Annotated in this window: 16 protein-coding genes and 4 tRNA genes; 9 read left to right on the forward strand and 11 right to left on the reverse strand. The window is 65.6% G+C overall.

Annotated features, from left to right (window positions below):
• Positions 1-158: 158 nt before the first annotated feature.
• From FHW81_RS23085 to acnB, 6 genes are all read right to left on the reverse strand, one after another.
• Entirely contained in the window at positions 159-1,754 is a 1,596-nt protein-coding gene (locus tag FHW81_RS23085; RefSeq protein ID WP_096082785.1) for a bifunctional protein-serine/threonine kinase/phosphatase, read from the reverse strand.
• Between the two features lie 74 nt (positions 1,755-1,828).
• Positions 1,829-3,040: an MFS transporter gene (locus FHW81_RS23090; RefSeq protein ID WP_003087861.1), complete on the reverse strand. Its 1,212-nt coding sequence runs from the start codon at positions 3,038-3,040 to the stop codon at positions 1,829-1,831.
• A 352-nt stretch (positions 3,041-3,392) separates the two neighbouring features.
• On the reverse strand, positions 3,393-4,088 hold the full coding sequence (locus tag FHW81_RS23095; RefSeq protein ID WP_034054349.1) for a polysaccharide lyase family 7 protein: 696 nt from the start codon (positions 4,086-4,088) through the stop codon (positions 3,393-3,395).
• A gap of 229 nt (positions 4,089-4,317) precedes the next feature.
• A complete protein-coding gene (locus FHW81_RS23100; RefSeq protein ID WP_003087868.1) occupies positions 4,318-4,896 on the reverse strand; it encodes an ANTAR domain-containing response regulator in 579 nt (192 codons plus the stop codon).
• A 16-nt stretch (positions 4,897-4,912) separates the two neighbouring features.
• The gene (locus FHW81_RS23105; RefSeq protein WP_003087871.1) at positions 4,913-6,121 is read right to left on the reverse strand and encodes a CmpA/NrtA family ABC transporter substrate-binding protein; all 1,209 of its coding nucleotides are present in this window, start codon (positions 6,119-6,121) and stop codon (positions 4,913-4,915) included.
• Between the two features lie 177 nt (positions 6,122-6,298).
• Positions 6,299-8,908 (reverse strand): bifunctional aconitate hydratase 2/2-methylisocitrate dehydratase, encoded by a 2,610-nt coding sequence (acnB, locus tag FHW81_RS23110; protein WP_003087875.1) that lies wholly within the window; start codon positions 8,906-8,908, stop codon positions 6,299-6,301.
• 381 nt (positions 8,909-9,289) lie between these two features.
• On the opposite strand from acnB, the gene FHW81_RS23115 reads away from it, so the two are divergent.
• Positions 9,290-9,757: a DUF1289 domain-containing protein gene (locus tag FHW81_RS23115; RefSeq protein ID WP_003098041.1), complete on the forward strand. Its 468-nt coding sequence runs from the start codon at positions 9,290-9,292 to the stop codon at positions 9,755-9,757.
• 55 nt (positions 9,758-9,812) lie between these two features.
• On the opposite strand, the gene FHW81_RS23120 is transcribed toward FHW81_RS23115, so the two are convergent.
• Positions 9,813-10,676 carry a universal stress protein gene (locus tag FHW81_RS23120; RefSeq protein WP_003087881.1) on the reverse strand — a complete coding sequence of 288 codons (864 nt, stop codon included), beginning with the start codon at positions 10,674-10,676 and terminating at the stop codon, positions 9,813-9,815.
• A gap of 170 nt (positions 10,677-10,846) precedes the next feature.
• Here FHW81_RS23120 and FHW81_RS23125 point away from each other — a divergent pair, with 170 nt between their 5' ends.
• Complete coding sequence (locus FHW81_RS23125; protein WP_004342965.1) at positions 10,847-11,470, forward strand: tRNA isopentenyl-2-thiomethyl-A-37 hydroxylase MiaE; 624 nt, start codon at positions 10,847-10,849, stop codon at positions 11,468-11,470.
• A 48-nt stretch (positions 11,471-11,518) separates the two neighbouring features.
• Here FHW81_RS23125 and FHW81_RS23130 read toward each other — a convergent pair whose 3' ends face one another.
• The 3 genes from FHW81_RS23130 to FHW81_RS23140 form a co-directional block, all read right to left on the reverse strand.
• Positions 11,519-12,850, reverse strand: coding sequence for an SPFH domain-containing protein (locus tag FHW81_RS23130; protein WP_003120298.1), 1,332 nt, complete (start codon positions 12,848-12,850; stop codon positions 11,519-11,521).
• Positions 12,851-12,983: 133 nt separating this feature from the next.
• Entirely contained in the window at positions 12,984-13,706 is a 723-nt protein-coding gene (lpxH, locus tag FHW81_RS23135) for a UDP-2,3-diacylglucosamine diphosphatase (RefSeq protein WP_003113585.1), read from the reverse strand.
• A 4-nt stretch (positions 13,707-13,710) separates the two neighbouring features.
• Complete coding sequence (locus FHW81_RS23140) at positions 13,711-14,208, reverse strand: peptidylprolyl isomerase (RefSeq protein ID WP_003087890.1); 498 nt, start codon at positions 14,206-14,208, stop codon at positions 13,711-13,713.
• Positions 14,209-14,330: 122 nt separating this feature from the next.
• Here FHW81_RS23140 and FHW81_RS23145 point away from each other — a divergent pair, with 122 nt between their 5' ends.
• Together FHW81_RS23145 and cysS are read left to right on the forward strand one after the other, a co-directional pair.
• Positions 14,331-16,001, forward strand: coding sequence for a glutamine--tRNA ligase/YqeY domain fusion protein (locus tag FHW81_RS23145; protein ID WP_003098032.1), 1,671 nt, complete (start codon positions 14,331-14,333; stop codon positions 15,999-16,001).
• Positions 16,002-16,010: 9 nt separating this feature from the next.
• On the forward strand, positions 16,011-17,393 hold the full coding sequence (gene cysS, locus FHW81_RS23150; RefSeq protein ID WP_003120296.1) for a cysteine--tRNA ligase: 1,383 nt from the start codon (positions 16,011-16,013) through the stop codon (positions 17,391-17,393).
• A gap of 57 nt (positions 17,394-17,450) precedes the next feature.
• On the opposite strand, the gene folD is transcribed toward cysS, so the two are convergent.
• Positions 17,451-18,305 carry a bifunctional methylenetetrahydrofolate dehydrogenase/methenyltetrahydrofolate cyclohydrolase FolD gene (folD, locus tag FHW81_RS23155; protein ID WP_003087898.1) on the reverse strand — a complete coding sequence of 285 codons (855 nt, stop codon included), beginning with the start codon at positions 18,303-18,305 and terminating at the stop codon, positions 17,451-17,453.
• Between the two features lie 278 nt (positions 18,306-18,583).
• Here folD and FHW81_RS23160 point away from each other — a divergent pair.
• From FHW81_RS23160 to FHW81_RS23180, 5 genes are all read left to right on the forward strand, one after another.
• Positions 18,584-18,660: transfer RNA gene (locus FHW81_RS23160), tRNA-Arg, on the forward strand.
• A gap of 51 nt (positions 18,661-18,711) precedes the next feature.
• A tRNA-His gene (locus FHW81_RS23165) sits at positions 18,712-18,787 on the forward strand.
• Between the two features lie 54 nt (positions 18,788-18,841).
• A tRNA-Leu gene (locus FHW81_RS23170) sits at positions 18,842-18,926 on the forward strand.
• Positions 18,927-18,992: 66 nt separating this feature from the next.
• Positions 18,993-19,068, forward strand: a tRNA-His gene (locus FHW81_RS23175).
• 189 nt (positions 19,069-19,257) lie between these two features.
• Complete coding sequence (locus FHW81_RS23180) at positions 19,258-19,479, forward strand: hypothetical protein (protein ID WP_003087901.1); 222 nt, start codon at positions 19,258-19,260, stop codon at positions 19,477-19,479.
• Positions 19,480-19,558: the final 79 nt, after the last annotated feature.

Genomic DNA, 19,558 nt, shown 5'->3' on the forward strand with positions numbered 1-19,558 from the left:
TGAGGCAGGCGCTTTGTTGTCGATTGTCGGGAGAACCCAAGCAGGCGCCGTGCCAACTTGCGCTATTGCCTATCTCCATGGCCTTGCAGGGATAACGCGGGGCCTCACCGCGGTCTTTCTGCTCCGTGCCGGGGCGTATCGCACCGGGCTGGTGCCACTCAGCCCTTCAGCCAGACCAGGAGTAGCGCCAGGTTGGCGGCCAGGGACAGCAGGGCGATGGCGCGCCAGGTCTGCAGCGGTTCGCGCTCCAGCAATGGGCGGGGTGCCGCGGCCGGCAACGCTTCTCCCTGTTGCAGCGAGAGCAGCCATTCCTCGGCGGTCTCGAAGCGCTGTGCGGGGTCGCAGGCGACGGCGCGCAGCAGCAGGTCGTCGATCCAGGCCGGCAGGTCGGGGCGATAGCGGCTGGGCGGGACGGGGCGACCGAAGCGCGGGTGCTGGAAGGCTTCGATCTCGCCATAGGGATAGCGCCCGGTCAGCGCCTGGTAGAGGCAGACGCCGGTGGCGTAGAGATCCTGGCGCACCGAGGGCGAGGTGCCGGAGAAGCACTCCGGCGCCAGGTAGCTGGGCGTACCCGGTAGCAGATGGGGGTCTTCGCGCGACAATCCCGGACACCAGGCCAGGCCGAAATCCAGCAGGCGCAGCTCGCCGTCGCGGCCGAGGTGGAGATTTTCCGGCTTGAGGTCGCGGTGCAGCAGGTTGCGTCTATGCAACTGGCCAAGCCCGCGCAGCAGCTGGTTGGCCAGCCCCAGCCACTCCGGCAGCGACAGCGGGCCATGGTTGCGCAAGCGCTCGGCGAGAGTCTCTCCGGGGTGCTCGCGCATCAGGTAATACAGATGCTGGCGTTGCGCCAATCCGTGCAGCTCGGGGAAATGCCGGCCCTGGACGCGGCGCAGGAACCATTCCTCGAGCAGCAGGGCCTGGGTTGCCAGCGGATCGTCGGCACGTGCGGCGGGAAGGGTCTTCAGCAGCCAGGGTTGGCCCTGGCCATCCTCGACCCGGTAGAGCAGGGACTGGCGGGATTCGCCGAGCAACTGCCGGACCCGCCAGCCTTCGAAGAGCTGGTCGGGCTTCAGCGGTGGCGGCAGTGGCCAGTGGCCCAGTTGCGCGAGGGCGTCGCCGAGGCTGCCTGCGGGCACGGCTTCCACGCGCACCAGCAGGGCGCTGGCGTTGTCCTGGCTGCCTGCCAGGTGGGCGGCGCGAACCAGAGCCTCGGCGCTGCGCTGCGGCTCTTCGGCGTTGCGCAGGATGCTGCGGATGCCGCTGTCGCCCAGCGTCGCCCAGACGCCGTCGCTGACCAGTAGCCACTGGCTGCCGGGCTCCAGATCGCCTTCCAGATAGTCGACCACCAGATGCTGGTCCAGTCCCAGGGCGCGGGTCAGCACGTGTTGCATGTGCGGCTGTTCCCAGACGTGGTCGCTGGTCTGCCGGAGCAACTCGCCGTCGCGCCACAGGTAGGCCCGGCAATCGCCGACGTGGGCAAGGGTGTAGCGGGTGCCGCGCAGCACCAGGGCGGTGAGGGTGGTGAGCAGCGGCTGGCCGCCGCCGTTGGCCTGTAGCCAGCGGTTCTGCGCCAGCAGCAGGCGGTCCAGGGACTGCACGATGGCCCAGGTTTCCGGAGTCGCATAGTAATCCAGGGCCAGCGCTTGCAGGCTGCTGCGCGCCGCCAGGCCGCCATCGGCGCACTGGCTGACACCGTCGGCGATGGCCAGCAGGTGTCCCTTGCTGGCGGCCAGGGCCGGCGCCGGGGTGACCACCCGCAGCGCGTCCTGGTTTTCCGTGCGAGGCCCGCAGGCGCTGGCCTCGCCGATGCTCAGTCGCAGCCCCACGCTCAGACCCGCGCGGCGGTAACCGCGGCCGAGCCCCAGGTGGTGCGCCAGCGCCGCTTCACCCCGTGGAGGCCGAACCAGGCCAGCACGCCGAGACTGGCGAACAGCCACAGGCCGAGCTGGTAGTCGCCGGTGCTTTGCTTGATCGCGCCGAGGCCGGCAGTCAGGCAGAAGCCGCCGATGCCGCCGGCCATGCCGATCAGCCCGGTCATCACGCCGATTTCCTTGTGGAAGCGCTGCGGTACCAACTGGAACACCGCGCCATTGCCGGCACCGAGACTGAGCATGGCGACCACGAACAGGCCGAGGGCGGCCATCGCGCTGGGCAAGTGGAAACCGACCGCGGCGATGCAGATGGCGGCCAGGGTGTACACCATCAGCAGGCTGCGGATGCCGCCGATGCGATCGGCGAGGGCGCCACCGAGCGGGCGCATCAGGCTGCCGGCGAAGACGCAGGCGGCGGTGTAGTAGCCGGCGGTCACTGGGTTCAGGCCGTACTGGTCGTGGAAATAGCCGGGCAGGGTGCTGGCCAGGCCGAGGAAGCCGCCGAAGGTGACGCTGTAGAAGAACATGAACCACCAGCTGTCGCGGTCGCCGAGGGCTTTCAGGTAATCGCCCATGGCCTTGGGCGCCGGCCGCTGCGGGGCGTTGCGCGCGACCATGGCGAACACCAGGAGGGTCAGGACGAGCGGCAGCAGGGCGAAGCCGAACACGTTGTTCCAGCCGAACGCGGCGGCCAGGCCGGGGGCGAAGAGGGCGGCGAGCACGGTGCCGGAGTTGCCCGCGCCGGCGATGCCCATGGCCTTGCCCTGGTGTTGCGGCGGGTACCATTGCGATGCGAGCGGCAGGGCCACGGCGAAGGATGCCCCGGCGAAGCCGAGGAACAACCCCAGCAGCAGTGCCTGCGCATAGCTGTTCACGCCCAGCAGCCAGGCGGCCGCCAGGGCGGCGATGACGATGACCTGGGCGAGGATGCCGGCGCTCTTCGGCGACCAGCGATCGGCCAGCAGGCCGAGCAGGAAGCGCAGTACGGCGCCGGCGAGGATCGGCGTGGCGACCATCATCGCGCGCTGTTGGGTGCTCAGTTGCAGGTCGCCGGCAATCTGCACCCCCAGCGGGCCGAGCACGTACCAGACCATGAAGCTCAGGTCGAAATAGAGAAACGCCGCGAACAGGGTCGGCGCATGGCCGGCCTTCCAGAAGCTGTTGTTCATCGAACACCTCGTATCCAGCGGAATCGGGGCGGAACGGCCGCCCGGCGGAAGTTGCATCGCTACAAGGTGAGCGTCCGACAGCGGACCACCCACCCGCCCCGACGCTGGGGCGAAACGACGAAGACGCCACGGGCCTCTGCCGGGAAGGAGAGGCCGCGCGACGTCTTTGTCGGGGATGGGTAACCGCCGTTGGCTACCGTCAGGCAGGACGTAGCAAGCTCTTTGCCAAGTTGTCGAAAGCGCGGCGTAGAGCGGTTGCAGGGACAACCATGGCGTCGGCGTGCACGCCGCGGTGGCAGGCGTCGGGGGCTTGCACAGGGCTGGGGCGGCGCGTCCGTGCGCCGTCGGCGGTTCAGCGATGGGCGGTGTTCAGGTGGTAGATGGTCACGCGGCTGCCTTCGCCGCTGTCGCCGGCGTTGTCGTTCACGTAGGCGCCGGCCTTGAAATAGAGCAACTGGTCGTTCCAGGCGCTGCCGAGGGTCTGGTAGTAAGCGTCCTCTTCGCCGTCCTGGCTGCGTGCGCGCACCGCCAACTCGCCGCTGGAGGTGACGCGCAGGCTGTAGTTGAAACGCTCGCTCAGGCGTACCTGCTCGAGGATCGACACGTTGCGGCTATAGGAATCGTCCGGGTGGTTGCGTACCAGCGCCTCGACCCGGCCGAGGCCTTCCTCGGGCTTGTAGTAGTACTGCAGCTTCACCAGAGGTTCGCCGTCGTCGGTCTGTGGCGACTTGCTGTGGATCTGGCCGATGATCACCTTGTTCTTCGAGGGGACCTTCTCGACGCTCATGGTCACCCGCAATTCGTTGTCGGCCTGCCAGTAGTACCAGTTGTCGAGGCTGCCGTCGGCCTGGGTTTCGCGCAGTTCGGTGCGGGGATAGGTGCTGTCCTCGGTGTGCGAGCCGTCGATGGGCACCCAGAAGACCAGGCCGCCATCGTTGCCTTGCTGGAAGTACCGGCTCTGGTAGCCGTTGTTGAGTTGCTGGGTGGTGATCACCTGCGGGGTGGGTTCGGTGGGAATGGTAAGGTTCCAGGTGCTGAGATCGATCATGCTGAGCATCTCCTGACCGCTGAGTCGGCGGTGCGGTTCGGGCGGACGCCTGCGGCTCCTAGCCCTGGGCGTCCACTGCGGGCCTCCCTGGTCATGCTAGTCGAGGGTGGCGAGGGGGTAGCTCCCAGAACGGATAGGGCCGTTCCGGGCGCACGAGCATAGCCGCGCCGCTCTGCGCCGGGGGCCAGCAGGGCAGCTGGCGATATGATCGCCAGCTGCCCAGCCGGATTCAGCCGCCGAGCATGTCGTGCATGGCGATGATCTGCTCGGCGACCTGGATCAGCTTCTGCTGGCGGCTCATGGCCTGGCGTCGCATCAGCGTGTAGGCTTCCTCCTCGCCACAATGCTTCATCTTCATCAGCAGGCCCTTGGCCAGCTCGATGCGCTTGCGCTCGGCCAGCTGCGCCTCGCGCGCCTGCAGTTGAGCGCGCAGCGCCTGGTCGCTCTCGAAGCGCGCCATGGCCACGTCGAGGATCGGTTGCAGGCGGCTGGCCTGGATGCCTTCGACGATGTAGGCGCTGACCCCGGACTGGATGGCGCGGCGCATCACTCCCGGATCGTGCTCGTCGGTGAACATCACGATCGGGCGCGGCTGGTCGCGGCTGACCAGGCAGACCTGCTCCATCACGTCGCGGCCGGGAGACTCCGTGTCGATCAGGATCACGTCGGGACGCAGCGCTTCGACGCGAGCCGGCAGGTCGATGGTCAGCCCCGACTCGTCCACCACTTCGAAACCGCTCTCGAGCAGGGCGGCCCTGAGGCGTCCGACTTTCTTCGGCGTGTCGTCGATCAGCAGGATACGCAGCATGGCGGGCGCACCAGGGTCAGAGGTCGATGCCCTGGCCGGTTTCGGCCAGGGCGTGGATCGGGAAGCTGCGGGCGTAGCCGGCGGGGTCGCTGCCGTCCCAGGTGCGCCCGTCGATCAGCGTCGAGCGGCGCATGTCGGCGCCGTCCAGGCGCAGGCCAAGGGCCGTCGCGGCATCGCGGTACAGCGCGGTCTGCTGGACCCTGCGGGCGATGCCCAGGTAGTCCGGGTCTTCGCGCAGCAGGCCCCAGCGGCGGAATTGGGTCATGAACCACATGCCATCCGAGAGCCAGGGCCGGTTGACTTCGCCGTCGGCATAGAAACGCAGCGGATGCGGGTCCTGCCAGGCGTTGCCGAGGCCGTCCTGGTAGCGGCCGAAGAAGCGCGGCTGGATCGCGCCGAGCGGAGCGTCGACATAGTCGCGGCCGCTGATCAGTTGCGCGGTGCCCAGGCGGTTCTCGGCGTTCTGTTCGATGAAGCGGCTGGCGTCGAGGACCGCCATGACCAGCGCGCGGGCGGTGTTCGGGTAGGCGTCGACGAAGGCGCGGGTAGTGCCGAGGACCTTTTCCGGGTGGTCCGGCCAGATCGCCTGGCTGGTGGCGATGGTGAAGCCCTGGCCCTGGTCCACGGCCAGGGCGCCCCAGGGACCGCCGGCGCAGAACCCGTCGATGCGCCCGGCCTGGAGATGGCCGACCATCTGCGCCGGTGGAACCACCACGCTGTGCACGTCGTGCAGCGGATGCAGACCGATGCTCGCCAGCCAGTAGTTCAGCCAGAGCGCGTGGGTACCGGTGGGAAAGGTCTGCGCCAGGGTCAGGCGTGCACCATTCTGGCGCCGATGCCGGAGCAGTGCCTCCGCACTGGTCACGCCAGCCTGCTTCAGCGGTTCGGAAAGATTGATCGCCTGGCCGTTCTGGCACAGTCCCATGAGCACCGCCATCTCGCTTGCCGCGCTGCCGCCGAGGCCGAGCTGGACGCCGTAGACCAGCCCGTACAGGCACTGCGCGGCATCCAGCTCGCCGCTGAGCAGCTTGTCGCGCAAGGCGGCCCAGGACGGTTGGCGCCTGAGATTGAGCGTGAGGCCGTAGGGCTGGGCGAAGCCCTGGGTGGCGGCCACGATCAGCGAGGCCGAATCGGTCAGCGCCATGAAACCGATGTCCAGGGCGCTCTTTTCCGGTGCGTCGGAACCGCCGGCCCAGGCCTGGCTGCGTATCGCTCTGTCTGTCATCACCACCTCAAGTGCGGGAGGGCGGCGCGGGCCGTCCCGTTTTCCAGTGCGCAGGCGCCGTCGTCGGCGCGCTTTTCCATAGCTGCCACAGCAAGCGCTATGCCAGGCGGCGCGGGGGTTTTCGCCGGGCAAGAAAAAGCCCCGCACGGGGCGGGGCTTGTTCGACGCGTCGCTGGATCAGGCCTGGACGACCGGGATCTTGGCGTTCGCAGCCGCTTCGCGGAACTCGGCGATCTGGTCGAAGCTCAGGTAGCGGTAGACGTCGGCAGCCATGCTGTCGATGTCCTTCGCGTAGGCCATGTACTCCTCCACGGTCGGCAGTTTGCCGAGGATCGAGGAGACCGCCGCCAGCTCGGCCGATGCCAGGAACACATCGGTGGCATCGCCCAGACGGTTCGGGAAGTTACGGGTCGAAGTGGAGACCACGGTGGAACCGGTCTGGACGCGAGCCTGGTTGCCCATGCACAGCGAGCAGCCCGGCATTTCCATGCGCGCGCCAGCCTTGCCGTAGATGCCGTAGTAGCCTTCCTCGGTCAGCTGGTGGGCGTCCATCTTGGTCGGCGGAGCCAGCCACAGACGGGTCGGGATACCGCCCTTGACCTTGTCCAGCAGCTTGCCGGCGGCGCGGAAGTGACCGATGTTGGTCATGCAGGAGCCGATGAACACTTCATCGATCTTGCGGCCCTGTACGCTCGACAGCAGACGCGCGTCGTCCGGATCGTTCGGCGCGCAGAGCACCGGCTCCTTGACGTCGGCCAGGTCGATCTCGATCACCGCGGCGTACTCGGCGTCCTTGTCGGCTTCCAACAGCTCCGGCTTGGCCAGCCAGGCTTCCATCGCCTGGGCGCGACGCTCCAGGGTGCGCGGGTCGCCGTAGCCTTCGCCGATCATCCAGCGCAGCAGGGTGATGTTGGACTTCAGGTACTCGGCGATCGCCTGTTCCGGCAGCTTGATGGTGCAGCCGGCGGCGGAACGCTCGGCCGAGGCGTCGGACAGCTCGAAGGCCTGCTCCACGGTCAGGTCGTTGAGGCCTTCGATCTCGAGGATGCGGCCGGAGAAGATGTTCTTCTTGCCTTTCTTCTCGACGGTCAGCAGGCCCTGCTGGATCGCGTAGTAAGGGATCGCATGGACCAGGTCACGCAGGGTGATGCCCGGTTGCAGCTTGCCCTTGAAGCGCACCAGCACCGACTCCGGCATGTCCAGCGGCATCACGCCGGTGGCGGCGGCGAAGGCCACCAGGCCGGAGCCGGCCGGGAACGAGATGCCGATCGGGAAGCGGGTGTGCGAGTCGCCGCCGGTACCAACGGTATCGGGCAGCAGCATGCGGTTCAGCCAGCTGTGGATGATGCCGTCGCCCGGACGCAGCGACACGCCGCCACGGGTCATGATGAAGTCGGGCAGGGTGTGGTGGGTCTTGACGTCGATCGGCTTCGGATAGGCCGCGGTGTGGCAGAAGGACTGCATCACCAGGTCGGCGGAGAAGCCGAGGCAGGCGAGGTCCTTCAGTTCGTCGCGGGTCATCGGGCCGGTGGTGTCCTGGGAACCGACGGTGGTCATCTTCGGTTCGCAGTAGGTGCCCGGGCGCACGCCCTGGCCTTCCGGCAGACCGCAGGCGCGGCCGACCATTTTCTGCGCCAGGGTGAAGCCCTTGCCGCTATCGGCCGGTGCTTCCGGCTTGCGGAACAGGTCGGAGGCGCCCAGGCCCAGCTCGGCGCGGGCCTTCTCGGTCAGGCCACGGCCGACGATCAGCGGGATACGGCCGCCGGCGCGGACTTCGTCGAGCAGGACCGGGGTCTTCAGCTCGAAGGTGGTGACCACTTCGCCGCTGTCGTGGCGAACGACCTTGCCTTCATAGGGGTATACGTCGATGACGTCGCCCATGGCCAGGTTGGTGCAGTCGAACTCGATCGGCAGGGCGCCGGCATCTTCCATGGTGTTGTAGAAGATCGGTGCGATCTTGGTGCCGAAGCAGAAGCCGCCGGCACGCTTGTTCGGCACGAACGGAATGTCGTCGCCGAAGAACCACAGCACCGAGTTGGTGGCGGATTTGCGCGAGGAACCGGTGCCGACCACGTCGCCGACGTAGGCGACCGGGAAGCCCTTGGCCTTGACCGCTTCGATCTGCTTCAGCGGACCGACCGAACCCGGCTGGACCGGCTCGATGCCGTCGCGGGCCATCTTCAGCATGGCCAGGGCGTGCAGCGGGATGTCCGGGCGCGACCAGGCGTCGGGGGCCGGGGAGAGGTCGTCGGTGTTGGTTTCGCCGGGGACCTTGAATACGGTGAGAGTCAGCTTTTCCGGGACTTCCGGCTTGGCCTTGAACCACTCGCCATCGGCCCAGGATTGCAGCACGGACTTGGCCGCGGCATTGCCCTTCTTGGCGCGCTCGGCGACGTCGTGGAAGGCGTCGAACATCAGCAGGGTGTGCTTCAGCTGTTCGGCGGCGGTGTTGGCCAGTTCGGCGTCGTCCAGCAGCTCGACCAGGGTGGCGATGTTGTAGCCGCCCTGCATGGTGCCCAGCAGCTCGGCGGCACGTTGCTTGTCGATAAGGGGGGAGGTGGCTTCGCCCTTGACGATGGCGGAAAGGAAACCGGCCTTGACGTAGGCGGCTTCGTCGACGCCCGGCGGTACGCGGTTGGTGATCAGGTCAAGGAGGAATTCTTCTTCGCCGGCCGGCGGGTTCTTCAGCAGCTCGACCAGGCCTGCGGTCTGTTCGGCGTTCAGCGGTTGGGGCACGACACCCTGGGCGGCACGCTCTTCTACGTGTTTGCGGTAGGCTTCAAGCACAGTATTTCCCTCATCAGTGGTCCCGGGGGACACGTATCCAGGAACCGACGCAGATCCGCTCGTCAGGCCCAGGTGGACGGTAATCCACCAACCTACGAGGGCATCGGCAGGTTCCAGACAGAAGCTGTTTTCAAAGTTTTACGCCGGCGGGCTGGGGTGGGGCTGGCGAGACGCTTGAGGGAGGCGCCGTCGCCAGCGTACCTGCCGGAAACTGTGCTCGTGACGCTTTGAAAACAGCTTCTAACGGACATTGGCGCCTAAAAAGGCGGGCCAATGTTACTGGAAACTCGACGCAAAGTTAAGTCGGAAACCCTAGGAACCACGGGGTGAACTTGATTAGACAAAGGGCTAAGATGCCGCTTTGTTTTCGTTGTCCCGGCCATGTCTTCGCAAAGAATCAAAACCCCCTGCGTAGGGCTTTGCTCCACGGTATACGGCGACCTGGTATGCCGTGGCTGCAAGCGTTTCCACCATGAGGTGGTCAACTGGAACCTCTACGACGCCGAGGAAAAGCGGGCTGTCTGGAGTCGCCTTGAGCAGTTGCTGGCCCAGGTGATGGCCGCCAAGCTGGAAGTCTTCGACGCCGCGCGCCTGCGCCTGCAACTGGAGCAGCGGCAGATCCGTTTCGTCCCCGAGCAGTCTCCCTATTGCTGGGCCTACCAGTTGATCGCCCGCGGTTCCCGGCTGATCAACCAGATCGAAGCCTACGGCGTGGCACTGCTGCCGGAATTCCGCGACTGGAGCCTGCCGGACCTGCGCGATGCCATCGACCGGGAATTCTTCCTGCTGTCGGAAGCGCATTACCAGCGCTACATCGCGCCCTCGTTCCTGCAGGCGATCGACAGATAGGCGGTGTCTCCAGCGAAAAAGCCGCCCTTGGGCGGCGTTTTCGTCCGACCAGCGGTCACTCCTTGCTGGCCAGCTCCTCCAGGTGGGCGATGATGTCGTCCGGCTTCAACACCAGCACGTCGCTTTCCAGGGTATCCAGCACCACTTCCGCGGTATTGCCGATCAGCGCGCCGGACAACCCGGTGCGCGCCACGGTGCCGATCACGGTGACCACCGCGTCGAGCTTCTGCGCGGTGCGCGGGATCAGCACGTCGGCCGGACCTTCCTCGATGTGCAATTGTTCGTCGCTGAAACCGTACTCGGCCTGGAAGGTGCGGCAGGCCTCGCGATAGCGGGCCTCGATGGTTTCGCTGAGCTGGAAGGTCGGGTCGGCGGAGGAGAGCATCGGCGAGGGGTGGGCGCTGATCACGTGCAGCGTGGCCTTGGCCAGGCCGGCGATGTCGTAGGCATGGCTGATGATCCCGGCGTGCAGGGAGCGGTGCTCGCCGTCGTTGTTGCCGACGTCGACCGCGGCGAGGATCTTTCCGCCCGTCCAGGGCCGGGCGGTCTTGGTCATCAGTACCGGACAGGGCGCGAAGCGCAGCAGCTTCCAGTCGTCCGGGGTGAGGATGGCCTTTTTCAGCGGGTTGTCGGGAAAGTGCTGCTTGATGATCAGCCCGCAGCCTTCGGCCTGTTGCTCGGCGATGATGGTCTGGTGCAGGGAGTCCTTCCAGGCCTGGTTGGTCGAGACGCTGTAGCCTTCCTCGCGCAGCTCCTGGGCCAGGTCGTTGAGAGCGGCGCTGTGGTCGCGGCGCTTCTCGCAGACCAGCAGGTGCAGGTGCGACTGGGTCACGCCGGCGATCAGTTGTGCCCGTTTCAGGGCGAGACCTTCCAGCTGGTCCGGTTCAATCACCACGAGGATGCTGCGAATGGCTTGCATGATCGTCTCCCTGAGTGCTTGTGGTTATCGCTGAAACAACTCTAGACGCAATCCAGCCGCTGCTCTTGATGCATATCAAACGGGTCGGCCTGCCCGACCGCCGCAGCTTCCGTATAATGCTCCGCCTTTCCTGCCCCGACCAGCGTCATGGCAGGCCCTTTCCAGAATGAGTGACCTGCACCATGTTGCCCGAGATCGACCAATTCCTTGCCTGTTCCACTCCCGCCGCCTGGGTCGAGGCGGCCCTGGAGCGCCAGGACGTCATGCTGCTGGACCACAAGGCCTGCGAGATGAAGGCCGCGGCGACGGCGATGCAACTGATCGGCAAGTACTCCGGCCGCCTGGACCTGGTGAACAAGATGAGCCGCCTGGCGCGCGAGGAGCTGCGCCACTTCGAGCAGGTGCTGGCGATCCTGAAGAAACGCGGTATCCCGGTGGTCAATGTCAGCGCCTCCCGCTACGCCTCGGCGCTGCGCGACCTGGTGCGCAAGCAGGAGCCGCAGCGGCTGACCGATACGCTGGTGGTCGGCGCCTTCATCGAGGCGCGTTCCTGCGAGCGCTTCGCCGCCCTGGTGCCGCACCTGGACGCGGAGCTGGCGAAATTCTACGGCGGTTTGCTGAAGTCCGAGTCGCGGCATTTCCAGGACTACCTGAAGCTGGCCTACCAGTACGGCGACGAGGCCGACGTGGAGCGCACGATCGAGGTGGTGCGGGCCAAGGAGGCCGAGCTGATCAGCAGTCCGGACAACGAATTCCGCTTCCATAGCGGCCTCCCGGTGGACCTGGTGGCCTGAGCCGGAAACAAGAAAGCGCCCCGCGGGGCGCTTTTTTTGCTGCCTGGATCAGTCCTTGACCTTGAGGTCGAGGGCCAGGTCGCGGGCGGCCTTGGTCGCCAGAACGCCCATCAGCTGGCCGATCTCGTCCTGGCGGCTCGCCGCGCCGTTGGCGCCGGCACCCATCATTACGCTGGGGACGGGGGCCTGGGCGGCGGCTTCGGCCCAGACCTTGTTGATCGCGATCAGCGCGTCGAGCTTCGGCTGCAACGCGCCGTCCGCCTTGATCACCGCTTCGCGGGCGTAAGCCTCGGCGTCGGCGGTGATCTTGGTGGCCTGGGCGGTCACCGTGGCCTTGTCGCGCAGCAGTTCGGCGGTCTGCTTCTCGATCTCGGCGCGCTGCTTCTCGCGCTCGGCGTTGATCACCGCCAATTGCTTGTCGGTTTCCGCCTGGGTGGTGCGTTCGATCTGGTCGCGCAGGGTTTCCTGGCGCTTGGCCTCGACTTCCTTCTCGCCGCGGGCGGTGACCAGCAGCTTTTCCTCTTCTTCCTTCAGGCGGTTCTGCCGCGCCACCGCCAGCTCGGCGAGCGCCTGCTGGACCTTGACCATGCGCTGCTTGTACTGCGGGTTGGGATCGACGTTGGTGATCCGCGCTTCCACCACCTCGACGCCGAACTTGCGGAACTGCTGTTGCTTGCGTACCGGGATGCCCTTGGCATCGGTGACCTTCTCGGTGACGAACTGGCTGGCGTTGTTGTCGCCGAACGCTCCCTGCTCGGTGCCGGCCTGGAGGATCGCGGTCTGGTGCGGAATGGCGCCGCGCGGCCCGCGGACTTCCTTGCGCTTGATCAGGTACAGGCCGTCGTTGAGCTGGTTCTCGAACTCGGCGGCGAATTCGCTGCGGGCTCCGGCGTAGTAGTCGTCGGCGCTCATCAGCGAAGCGGTGGCCTGGAGGGTTTCCTTGATCGCCGGCACCAGTGCGGTGCGGATGAAATTGTCCGGGTTGCGGTATTCCTGGGCCATCTTCAGGAACGGCTCGCCGCCGGGCAGGCGAAAGCGCGCGGAAGATTCGACCTTGGCGTCGACGTTGCCGAGGAACACGATCGGGAAAGCCTCGATGGTGGCGCCGAGGCCGTCGTTGTCCGGATTGGTGTCGTTATCGTCCATGACCAGCACGGACTGCACGCTGATGGCCTTCTTCCAGGTGGTGGCGCGACCGAACCACTTGGTCGCGTAGCCGACGTCATCGACGATCTTCTCGTCGCCGAAGATGGTCCTTACGTGGGTCATGAAGCCGGCTTCGTTATAGAAGAACACGCCGTTGAACAGGCCGAAGCCGAGGGCGAGCATGCCGAGGGGGGCGGCGACGAACTTGATCAGGTTTCCCTTCGAGATGATCACGATCATTCCTTGATGCGGGGTGGGGGAGCGCGATCCTGCTGAAAGGTGGCCCGCGACGTCAAGATGGACGGCGGAAAAAATGCGAATCGCATAATGCTTCGCTGAAAGGCCCGCATGGCGGGCCTGGGGTGGGTCAGAGCGGGAAGGGCGCCTGGCGATGGCCGTTGGCGTCGATCTCCAGGGCCCAGCCCTGGCGGTCCCAGTCGCCGAGCACGATGCGCCGGGCGGGCTGGCCGTCGATGTCCAGCGGGTGTTCGGCCGGCCGATGAGTGTGGCCGTGGATCAGGGTACGCACGCCATGCCCGCGCATGACCCGGGGCACTTCTTCGGGCGTGACATCGATGATGTCGACGGCTTTCATGCGGGTCTGCGCGCGGCTTTCCTTGCGCAGCTTGCGTGCCAGCTTGTGCCGGGTGGCCAGCGGCAGGTGGCGCAGTACCCAGAGCGTGAGCGGGTTGCGCAGCCAGCGGCGCAGGCGCATGTAGGCCTCGTCTCGGGTGCACAGGCTGTCCCCGTGCATCAGCAATACCGGCTCGCCGTACAGGTCGATCACGCTCGGGTCGGGCAGCAGCGTGCATCCGGCCTCGCGGCAGAACGCCTTGCCAATGAGGAAGTCGCGATTGCCGTGCATCAGGTAGATGCGCGTACCGCCGTCGGCCACCTGGCGCAGGGACTGGGCGATGGAGCGCTGGAAGGCGTCCATGCCGTCGTCGCCGATCCAGGCTTCGAAGAAGTCGCCGAGGATGTACAGGGCCTCGGCCCGGCGGGCGCGCTCATCGAGGAAAGACAGAAACGCCCGGGTGATGTCCGGGCGTTCCGCTTCGAGATGCAGGTCCGAGATGAACAGGACGCTCATCGCTTCATTCTTCGACGATTTCGGCCTTCTCGATGATCACGTCCTCGGCCGGCACGTCCTGGTGGCCGCTGCGCATGGTGGTGGCCACGCCCTTGATCTTGTTGACCACGTCCATGCCCTCGACCACTTCGCCGAAGACGGCATAGCCCCAGCCCTGGGTGGTGGGGGCGGTATGGTTGAGGAAATCGTTGTCGGCGACGTTGATGAAGAACTGCGCGCTGGCCGAATGCGGGTCCATGGTACGAGCCATGGCGATGCTGCCGACCTTGTTGGTCAGGCCGTTGTTGGCTTCGTTCTTGATCGGTGCGCGAGTGGGCTTCTGCTTCATGCCCGGCTCGAAACCGCCGCCCTGGATCATGAAGTTGTTGATCACGCGGTGGAAGACGGTGTTGTCGTAGTGGCCGCTTTTCACGTACTCCTTGAAGTTCGCCGCGGTTTCCGGGGCTTTCTCTTCATCGAGCTTCAGGGTGATGACGCCATGGTTGGTATGCAGCTTGATCATGTGGGTAATCCGCTTTGTCGTGAAAATCGAAGGCCTGTCAGGGGGTTGACAGCTTCGGCTATGATAAGCGCTTTGATTTGCCCGGCCTACCCTGGTCGGGCGAGAGCATGACCAAGGATCCCATGAGCAAGCCAGAGACCACCGCCGCCCCGAACTTCCTGCGCCAGATCGTTCAAGCCGACCTGGATGCCGGCAAGCACGCGAAGATCGTCACCCGTTTCCCCCCGGAGCCCAACGGTTACCTGCACATCGGCCACGCCAAGTCGATCTGCCTGAACTTCGGCCTGGCCCAGGAATTCGCTGGCGATTGCCATCTGCGCTTCGATGACACCAACCCGGCCAAGGAAGACCAGGAGTACATCGATGCCATCGAGGCCGACATCAAGTGGCTGGGCTTCCAGTGGTCCGGCGAGGTCTGCTATGCCTCCAACTATTTCGACCAGTTGCATGCCTGGGCCATCGAGCTGATCAAGGCCGGCAAGGCGTTCGTCTGCGACCTCGGTCCCGAGGAAATGCGCGAATACCGCGGCACCCTCACCGAGCCGGGCCGCAACAGCCCTTACCGTGACCGTTCGGTGGAGGAGAACCTCGACCTGTTCGCCCGCATGAAGGCCGGTGAGTTCCCCGACGGCGCCCGTTCGCTGCGGGCGAAGATCGACATGGGTTCGCCGAACATGAACCTGCGCGATCCGATCCTGTACCGCATCCGCCATGCGCATCACCACCAGACCGGCGACAAGTGGTGCATCTACCCGAGCTACGACTTCACCCACGGTCAGTCGGACGCCATCGAGGGCATCACCCATTCGATCTGCACCCTGGAATTCGAAGACCATCGTCCGCTCTACGAGTGGTTCCTGGCCAACCTGCCGGTACCTGCGCAACCGCGCCAGTACGAATTCTCCCGGCTCAACCTGAACTACACCGTGACCAGCAAGCGCAAGCTCAAGCAATTGGTCGACGAAGGCCATGTCAGCGGCTGGGACGATCCGCGCATGTCGACCCTGTCCGGCTATCGCCGCCGCGGCTACACCCCGGAGTCGATCCGCAACTTCTGCGAGATGATCGGGGTGAACCGTGCCAGCGGCGTGGTCGACATCGGCATGCTCGAGTTCAGCATCCGCGACCACCTGGACGCCACCGCGCCGCGTGCCATGTGCGTGCTGAAACCGCTCAAGGTGGTGATCACCAACTACCCCGAAGGGCAGGTGGAGAACCTCGAGTTGCCGCGTCATCCGAAGGAAGACATGGGAGTGCGCGTACTGCCGTTCGGTCGCGAGCTGTTCATCGATGCCGGTGACTTCGAGGAAGTCCCGCCGGCCGGCTACAAGCGCCTGATCCCCGGTGGCGAGGTGCGTCTGCGCGGCAGCTACGTGATCCGTGCCGACGAAGCGATCAAGGATGCCGACGGCAATATCGTCGAACTGCGCTGCAGCTACGATCCGGACACCCTGGGCAAGAACCCGGAAGGCCGCAAGGTCAAGGGCGTGATCCACTGGGTGCCGGCCGAGGGCAGCGTCGAGTGCGAAGTGCGCCTGTACGATCGGCTGTTCCGCTCGGCCAATCCGGAGAAGGCGGAAGAGGGCGGCAGCTTCCTCGACAACATCAACGCCGACTCCCTGCAGGTACTGGCCGGCTGTCGCGCCGAGCCGTCGCTGGGCCAGGCGAACCCGGAGGATCGCTTCCAGTTCGAGCGCGAAGGCTATTTCGTCGCCGACCTGAAGGACTCCAGGCCGGGCAAGCCGGTGTTCAACCGTACCGTCACCCTGCGTGACTCCTGGGGACAGGGCTGAGGAAAGACCGTGCTGCAGATCTACAACACGCTGAGCAAGACCAAAGAAGTCTTCACGCCGCTGGTCGGCAACCAGGTACGCATGTACGTGTGCGGCATGACCGTGTACGACTACTGCCATCTGGGCCACGGCCGCAGCATGGTGGCGTTCGACGTGATCACCCGCTGGTTGCGCCACCGTGGCTACGACCTGACGTACGTGCGCAACATCACCGATATCGATGACAAGATCATCAATCGCGCCAACGAGAACGGCGAGCCGTTCGATGTGCTGACCGAGCGCATGATCGCGGCGATGCACGAGGACGAGGCCCGGCTGAACATCCTCAAGCCGGACCAGGAGCCACGCGCCACCGATCACATCGCCGGCATGCACGCGATGATCCAGACCCTGATCGACAAGGGCTATGCCTACGCGCCGGGCAACGGGGACGTGTACTACCGGGTCGGCAAGTTCGCTGGCTACGGCAAGTTGTCGCGGCGGCGGGTCGAGGACCTGCGCATCGGTGCGCGGATCGAACCGGGCGAAGCGAAGGAGGATCCGCTCGATTTCGTGCTCTGGAAGGGCGCCAAGCCGGGCGAGCCGAGCTGGTCGTCGCCCTGGGGCGAGGGGCGCCCGGGCTGGCACATCGAATGCTCGGTGATGTCCACCTGCTGCCTGGGCGATTCCTTCGACATCCATGGCGGTGGCAACGACCTGGAGTTCCCTCACCACGAGAACGAGATCGCCCAGAGCGAGGCCGCGACTGGCAAGCCCTACGCCAAGTCCTGGCTGCACTGCGGGATGATTACCATCAACGGCGAGAAGATGTCCAAGTCGCTGGGCAATTTCTTCACCATCCGCGAAGTGCTGGAGAAATATCACCCCGAAGTGGTGCGTTACCTGCTGATCGCCAGCCATTACCGCAGTCCGATCAACTACTCGGAGGAGAACCTGCGCGAGGCCAAGGCGGCCCTGGACCGTTTCTACAACGCGCTCAAGGGGCTGCCCGAGGCGGCGCCGGCGGAAGCGGCGGAGTATGTCGAGCGCTTCGCCGCGGCGATGGACGACGACTTCAATACCGCGGGTGCCTGCTCGGTGCTGTTCGAGCTGGCGCGGGAGGTCAATCGTCTGCGCGAAAGCGACCTGTCGGCGGCGGCCGCGCTGGCCGCGCGCCTGAAGCAGTTGGCTGGCCTGCTGGGGGTGCTGCAACTGGAGCCGGAAGCCTTCCTGCAGGCGGGCGCCGAGGGCAAGGTCGATGCGGCCGAGGTCGAGGCGCTGATCCAGGCGCGCCTGGAGGCGCGGGCGGCGAAGAACTGGGCGGAGTCCGACCGGATTCGCGATCGGCTCACCGCCATGGGCGTCGTGCTGGAGGATGGCAAGGGCGGCACTACCTGGCGCCTGGCCGACTGAACCCGCAGCGATAAATGAAAAGCCCCGCGAACGCGGGGCTTTTCATTACCGGCGACCTCAGTCGTGCAGGTGTTCGGCGGCGTGCAGGGTATTTTCCAGCAGGCAGGCGCGGGTCATCGGCCCGACGCCGCCCGGCACCGGGGTGATCCAGCTGGCGCGTTGCGCTGCCACTTCGTATTCCACGTCGCCGACCAGGCGGCCGTCGGCCTGGCGGTTGATGCCGACGTCGATGACGATGGCGCCTTCCTTGATCCACTCGCCCTTGACCAGTCCCGGCTTGCCGGCAGCGACCACCACCAGGTCGGCGCGCGACACATGGTCGGCCAGGTCGCGGGTGAAGCGGTGGGTCACGGTGACGGTGCAGCCACCCAGCAGCAACTCCAGAGCCATGGGCCGGCCGACGATGTTCGAGGCGCCGACCACGACCGCATCCATGCCGTACAGGTCGGCGCCGGTGCTGGCGAGCAGGGTCATGATGCCTTTCGGGGTGCAGGGGCGCAGCAGGGGCATGCGCTGGGCCAGGCGGCCGATGTTGTAGGGATGGAAACCGTCCACGTCCTTGTCCGGGTGGATGCGCTCCAGCAGCAGGGAGGCGTCCAGGTGGGCGGGCAGGGGTAGCTGGACCAGGATACCGTCGATGGCGGGGTCGTCGTTCAGGCGGTCGATCAGGGCCAGCAGGTCGTCCTGGCTGGTTTCGGCGGGAAGATCGTAGGCCTGGGAGAGAAAGCCGACTTCCTCGCAGTCCTTGCGCTTGTGCGCCACATAGACCTGAGAGGCCGGATCGGTGCCGACCAGGATCACCGCCAGGCCGGGAACGCGCAGGCCTTGCTGGCGGCGCTCGGTCACGCGTTGGGCTATCTGCTGGCGAAGGTTGGCGGCGATCGCTTTGCCGTCGATCAGTTGTGCGGTCATGTCGGAAGGGTAACCATCGAATCGGGTGGAAAAAGGACGCGCATTTTCGCATGGACGCCGCCCGGGGCAAAGGAGGCGACCCGCGGATTTGCCGTAACTCCTTTATATAGCTGAATTTTTTTAAAAAACCCGTTGACGGCCTTTCGCCCCCTGTATAACATGCGCCCCGCTTGCCGAGCACAGCCGGACGCAGGGTAAGAGGTAAAGCAAGTCGGTTGCTGACTTTGTGATTGCCAGAGCTTAAAGTTTGCGCTCAGCATTGAATGCAGATGAATAAAGCGCCCGTAGCTCAGCTGGATAGAGCATCCGCCTTCTAAGCGGATGGTCGCAGGTTCGAGTCCTGCCGGGTGCGCCATTCGGCGAATCGGCAAGAAGCAGGCGATGTTTTACCGCAAGTCGTAATATGGTGGGCGTAGCTCAGTTGGTAGAGCACAGGATTGTGGCTCCTGGTGTCGTGGGTTCGATTCCCATCGTCCACCCCATATTCCGAAGCGCCAGGCCCGGGGCCTGGCGTTTTCATTTCCAAGCAGTGTCCCGCGGACGTGGTGGAATTGGTAGACACACTGGATTTAGGTTCCAGCGCCGCAAGGCGTGAGAGTTCGAGTCTCTCCGTCCGCACCACCTTCAGGCTCGGCTTGTCCGGCCGCTGCGGTTGAAGCCGGAACGTCCGGCACGATTCACGATATGGTGGGCGTAGCTCAGTTGGTAGAGCACAGGATTGTGGCTCCTGGTGTCGTGGGTTCGATTCCCATCGTCCACCCCATATTTCGAAGCGCCAGGCCTTGTGCCTGGCGTTTTCGTTTGCGCTTCACGATCTCTTCTCCGCTTGCCTTTCCGGTACCCAATCCGCCCTCATGGGCGCGACGGCAGGTTGAACTTGTTCCGGGTCCGGCGCTCTTAAGCGAGCCTGTCGTTCCTGGCGGGTCCGTATATGCAGTCTGGGTGAAGCGACATGTCGATGAAATGGACCGAGCAGCGCTTGCGCAAGGCTCTCAAGCAGATGGCGAACAATCATGAATCGGCTGCGGTCGAGGTCATGCGCGCCGTCGAGCGGGCGAACGATCCGAAGCTGGCGCAGCGCCTGCTCGAGGTGATCGAGCAGATGCACCAGGATGCCGATGCGCTGCGCTCCATCGACGACGAAATCGCCAGCGGCGTGATCCGTTGCCAATGAGGCCGTAGACGCTCCGCAGTTCAGGACTTCCCGGCGGAAGTCGGCGCATCCGGCCGGTTCGCCAGTTTCGGGCGCAAGG

The sequence above is a fragment of the Pseudomonas sp. RC10-4-2 genome, from assembly GCF_050433085.1.
Taxonomy (GTDB): Bacteria; Pseudomonadota; Gammaproteobacteria; order Pseudomonadales; family Pseudomonadaceae; genus Pseudomonas; species Pseudomonas aeruginosa.

Excerpts from the sequence above, each read along its gene's own strand:
- FHW81_RS23105 (WP_003087871.1), bottom strand. The coding sequence starts at position 6,121 with ATGACAGACAGAGCGATACGCAGCCAGGCCTGGGCCGGCGGTTCCGAC.
- FHW81_RS23090 (WP_003087861.1), bottom strand. The coding sequence starts at position 3,040 with ATGAACAACAGCTTCTGGAAGGCCGGCCATGCGCCGACCCTGTTCGCG.
- FHW81_RS23095 (WP_034054349.1), bottom strand. The coding sequence starts at position 4,088 with ATGATCGATCTCAGCACCTGGAACCTTACCATTCCCACCGAACCCACC.
- folD (WP_003087898.1), bottom strand. The coding sequence starts at position 18,305 with ATGACCGCACAACTGATCGACGGCAAAGCGATCGCCGCCAACCTTCGC.
- FHW81_RS23100 (WP_003087868.1), bottom strand. The coding sequence starts at position 4,896 with ATGCTGCGTATCCTGCTGATCGACGACACGCCGAAGAAAGTCGGACGC.
- FHW81_RS23140 (WP_003087890.1), bottom strand. The coding sequence starts at position 14,208 with ATGATCAAGCTGCATACCAACCATGGCGTCATCACCCTGAAGCTCGAT.
- FHW81_RS23115 (WP_003098041.1), top strand. The coding sequence starts at position 9,290 with ATGTCTTCGCAAAGAATCAAAACCCCCTGCGTAGGGCTTTGCTCCACG.
- FHW81_RS23145 (WP_003098032.1), top strand. The coding sequence starts at position 14,331 with ATGAGCAAGCCAGAGACCACCGCCGCCCCGAACTTCCTGCGCCAGATC.
- FHW81_RS23120 (WP_003087881.1), bottom strand. The coding sequence starts at position 10,676 with ATGCAAGCCATTCGCAGCATCCTCGTGGTGATTGAACCGGACCAGCTG.
- lpxH (WP_003113585.1), bottom strand. The coding sequence starts at position 13,706 with ATGAGCGTCCTGTTCATCTCGGACCTGCATCTCGAAGCGGAACGCCCG.
- FHW81_RS23180 (WP_003087901.1), top strand. The coding sequence starts at position 19,258 with ATGTCGATGAAATGGACCGAGCAGCGCTTGCGCAAGGCTCTCAAGCAG.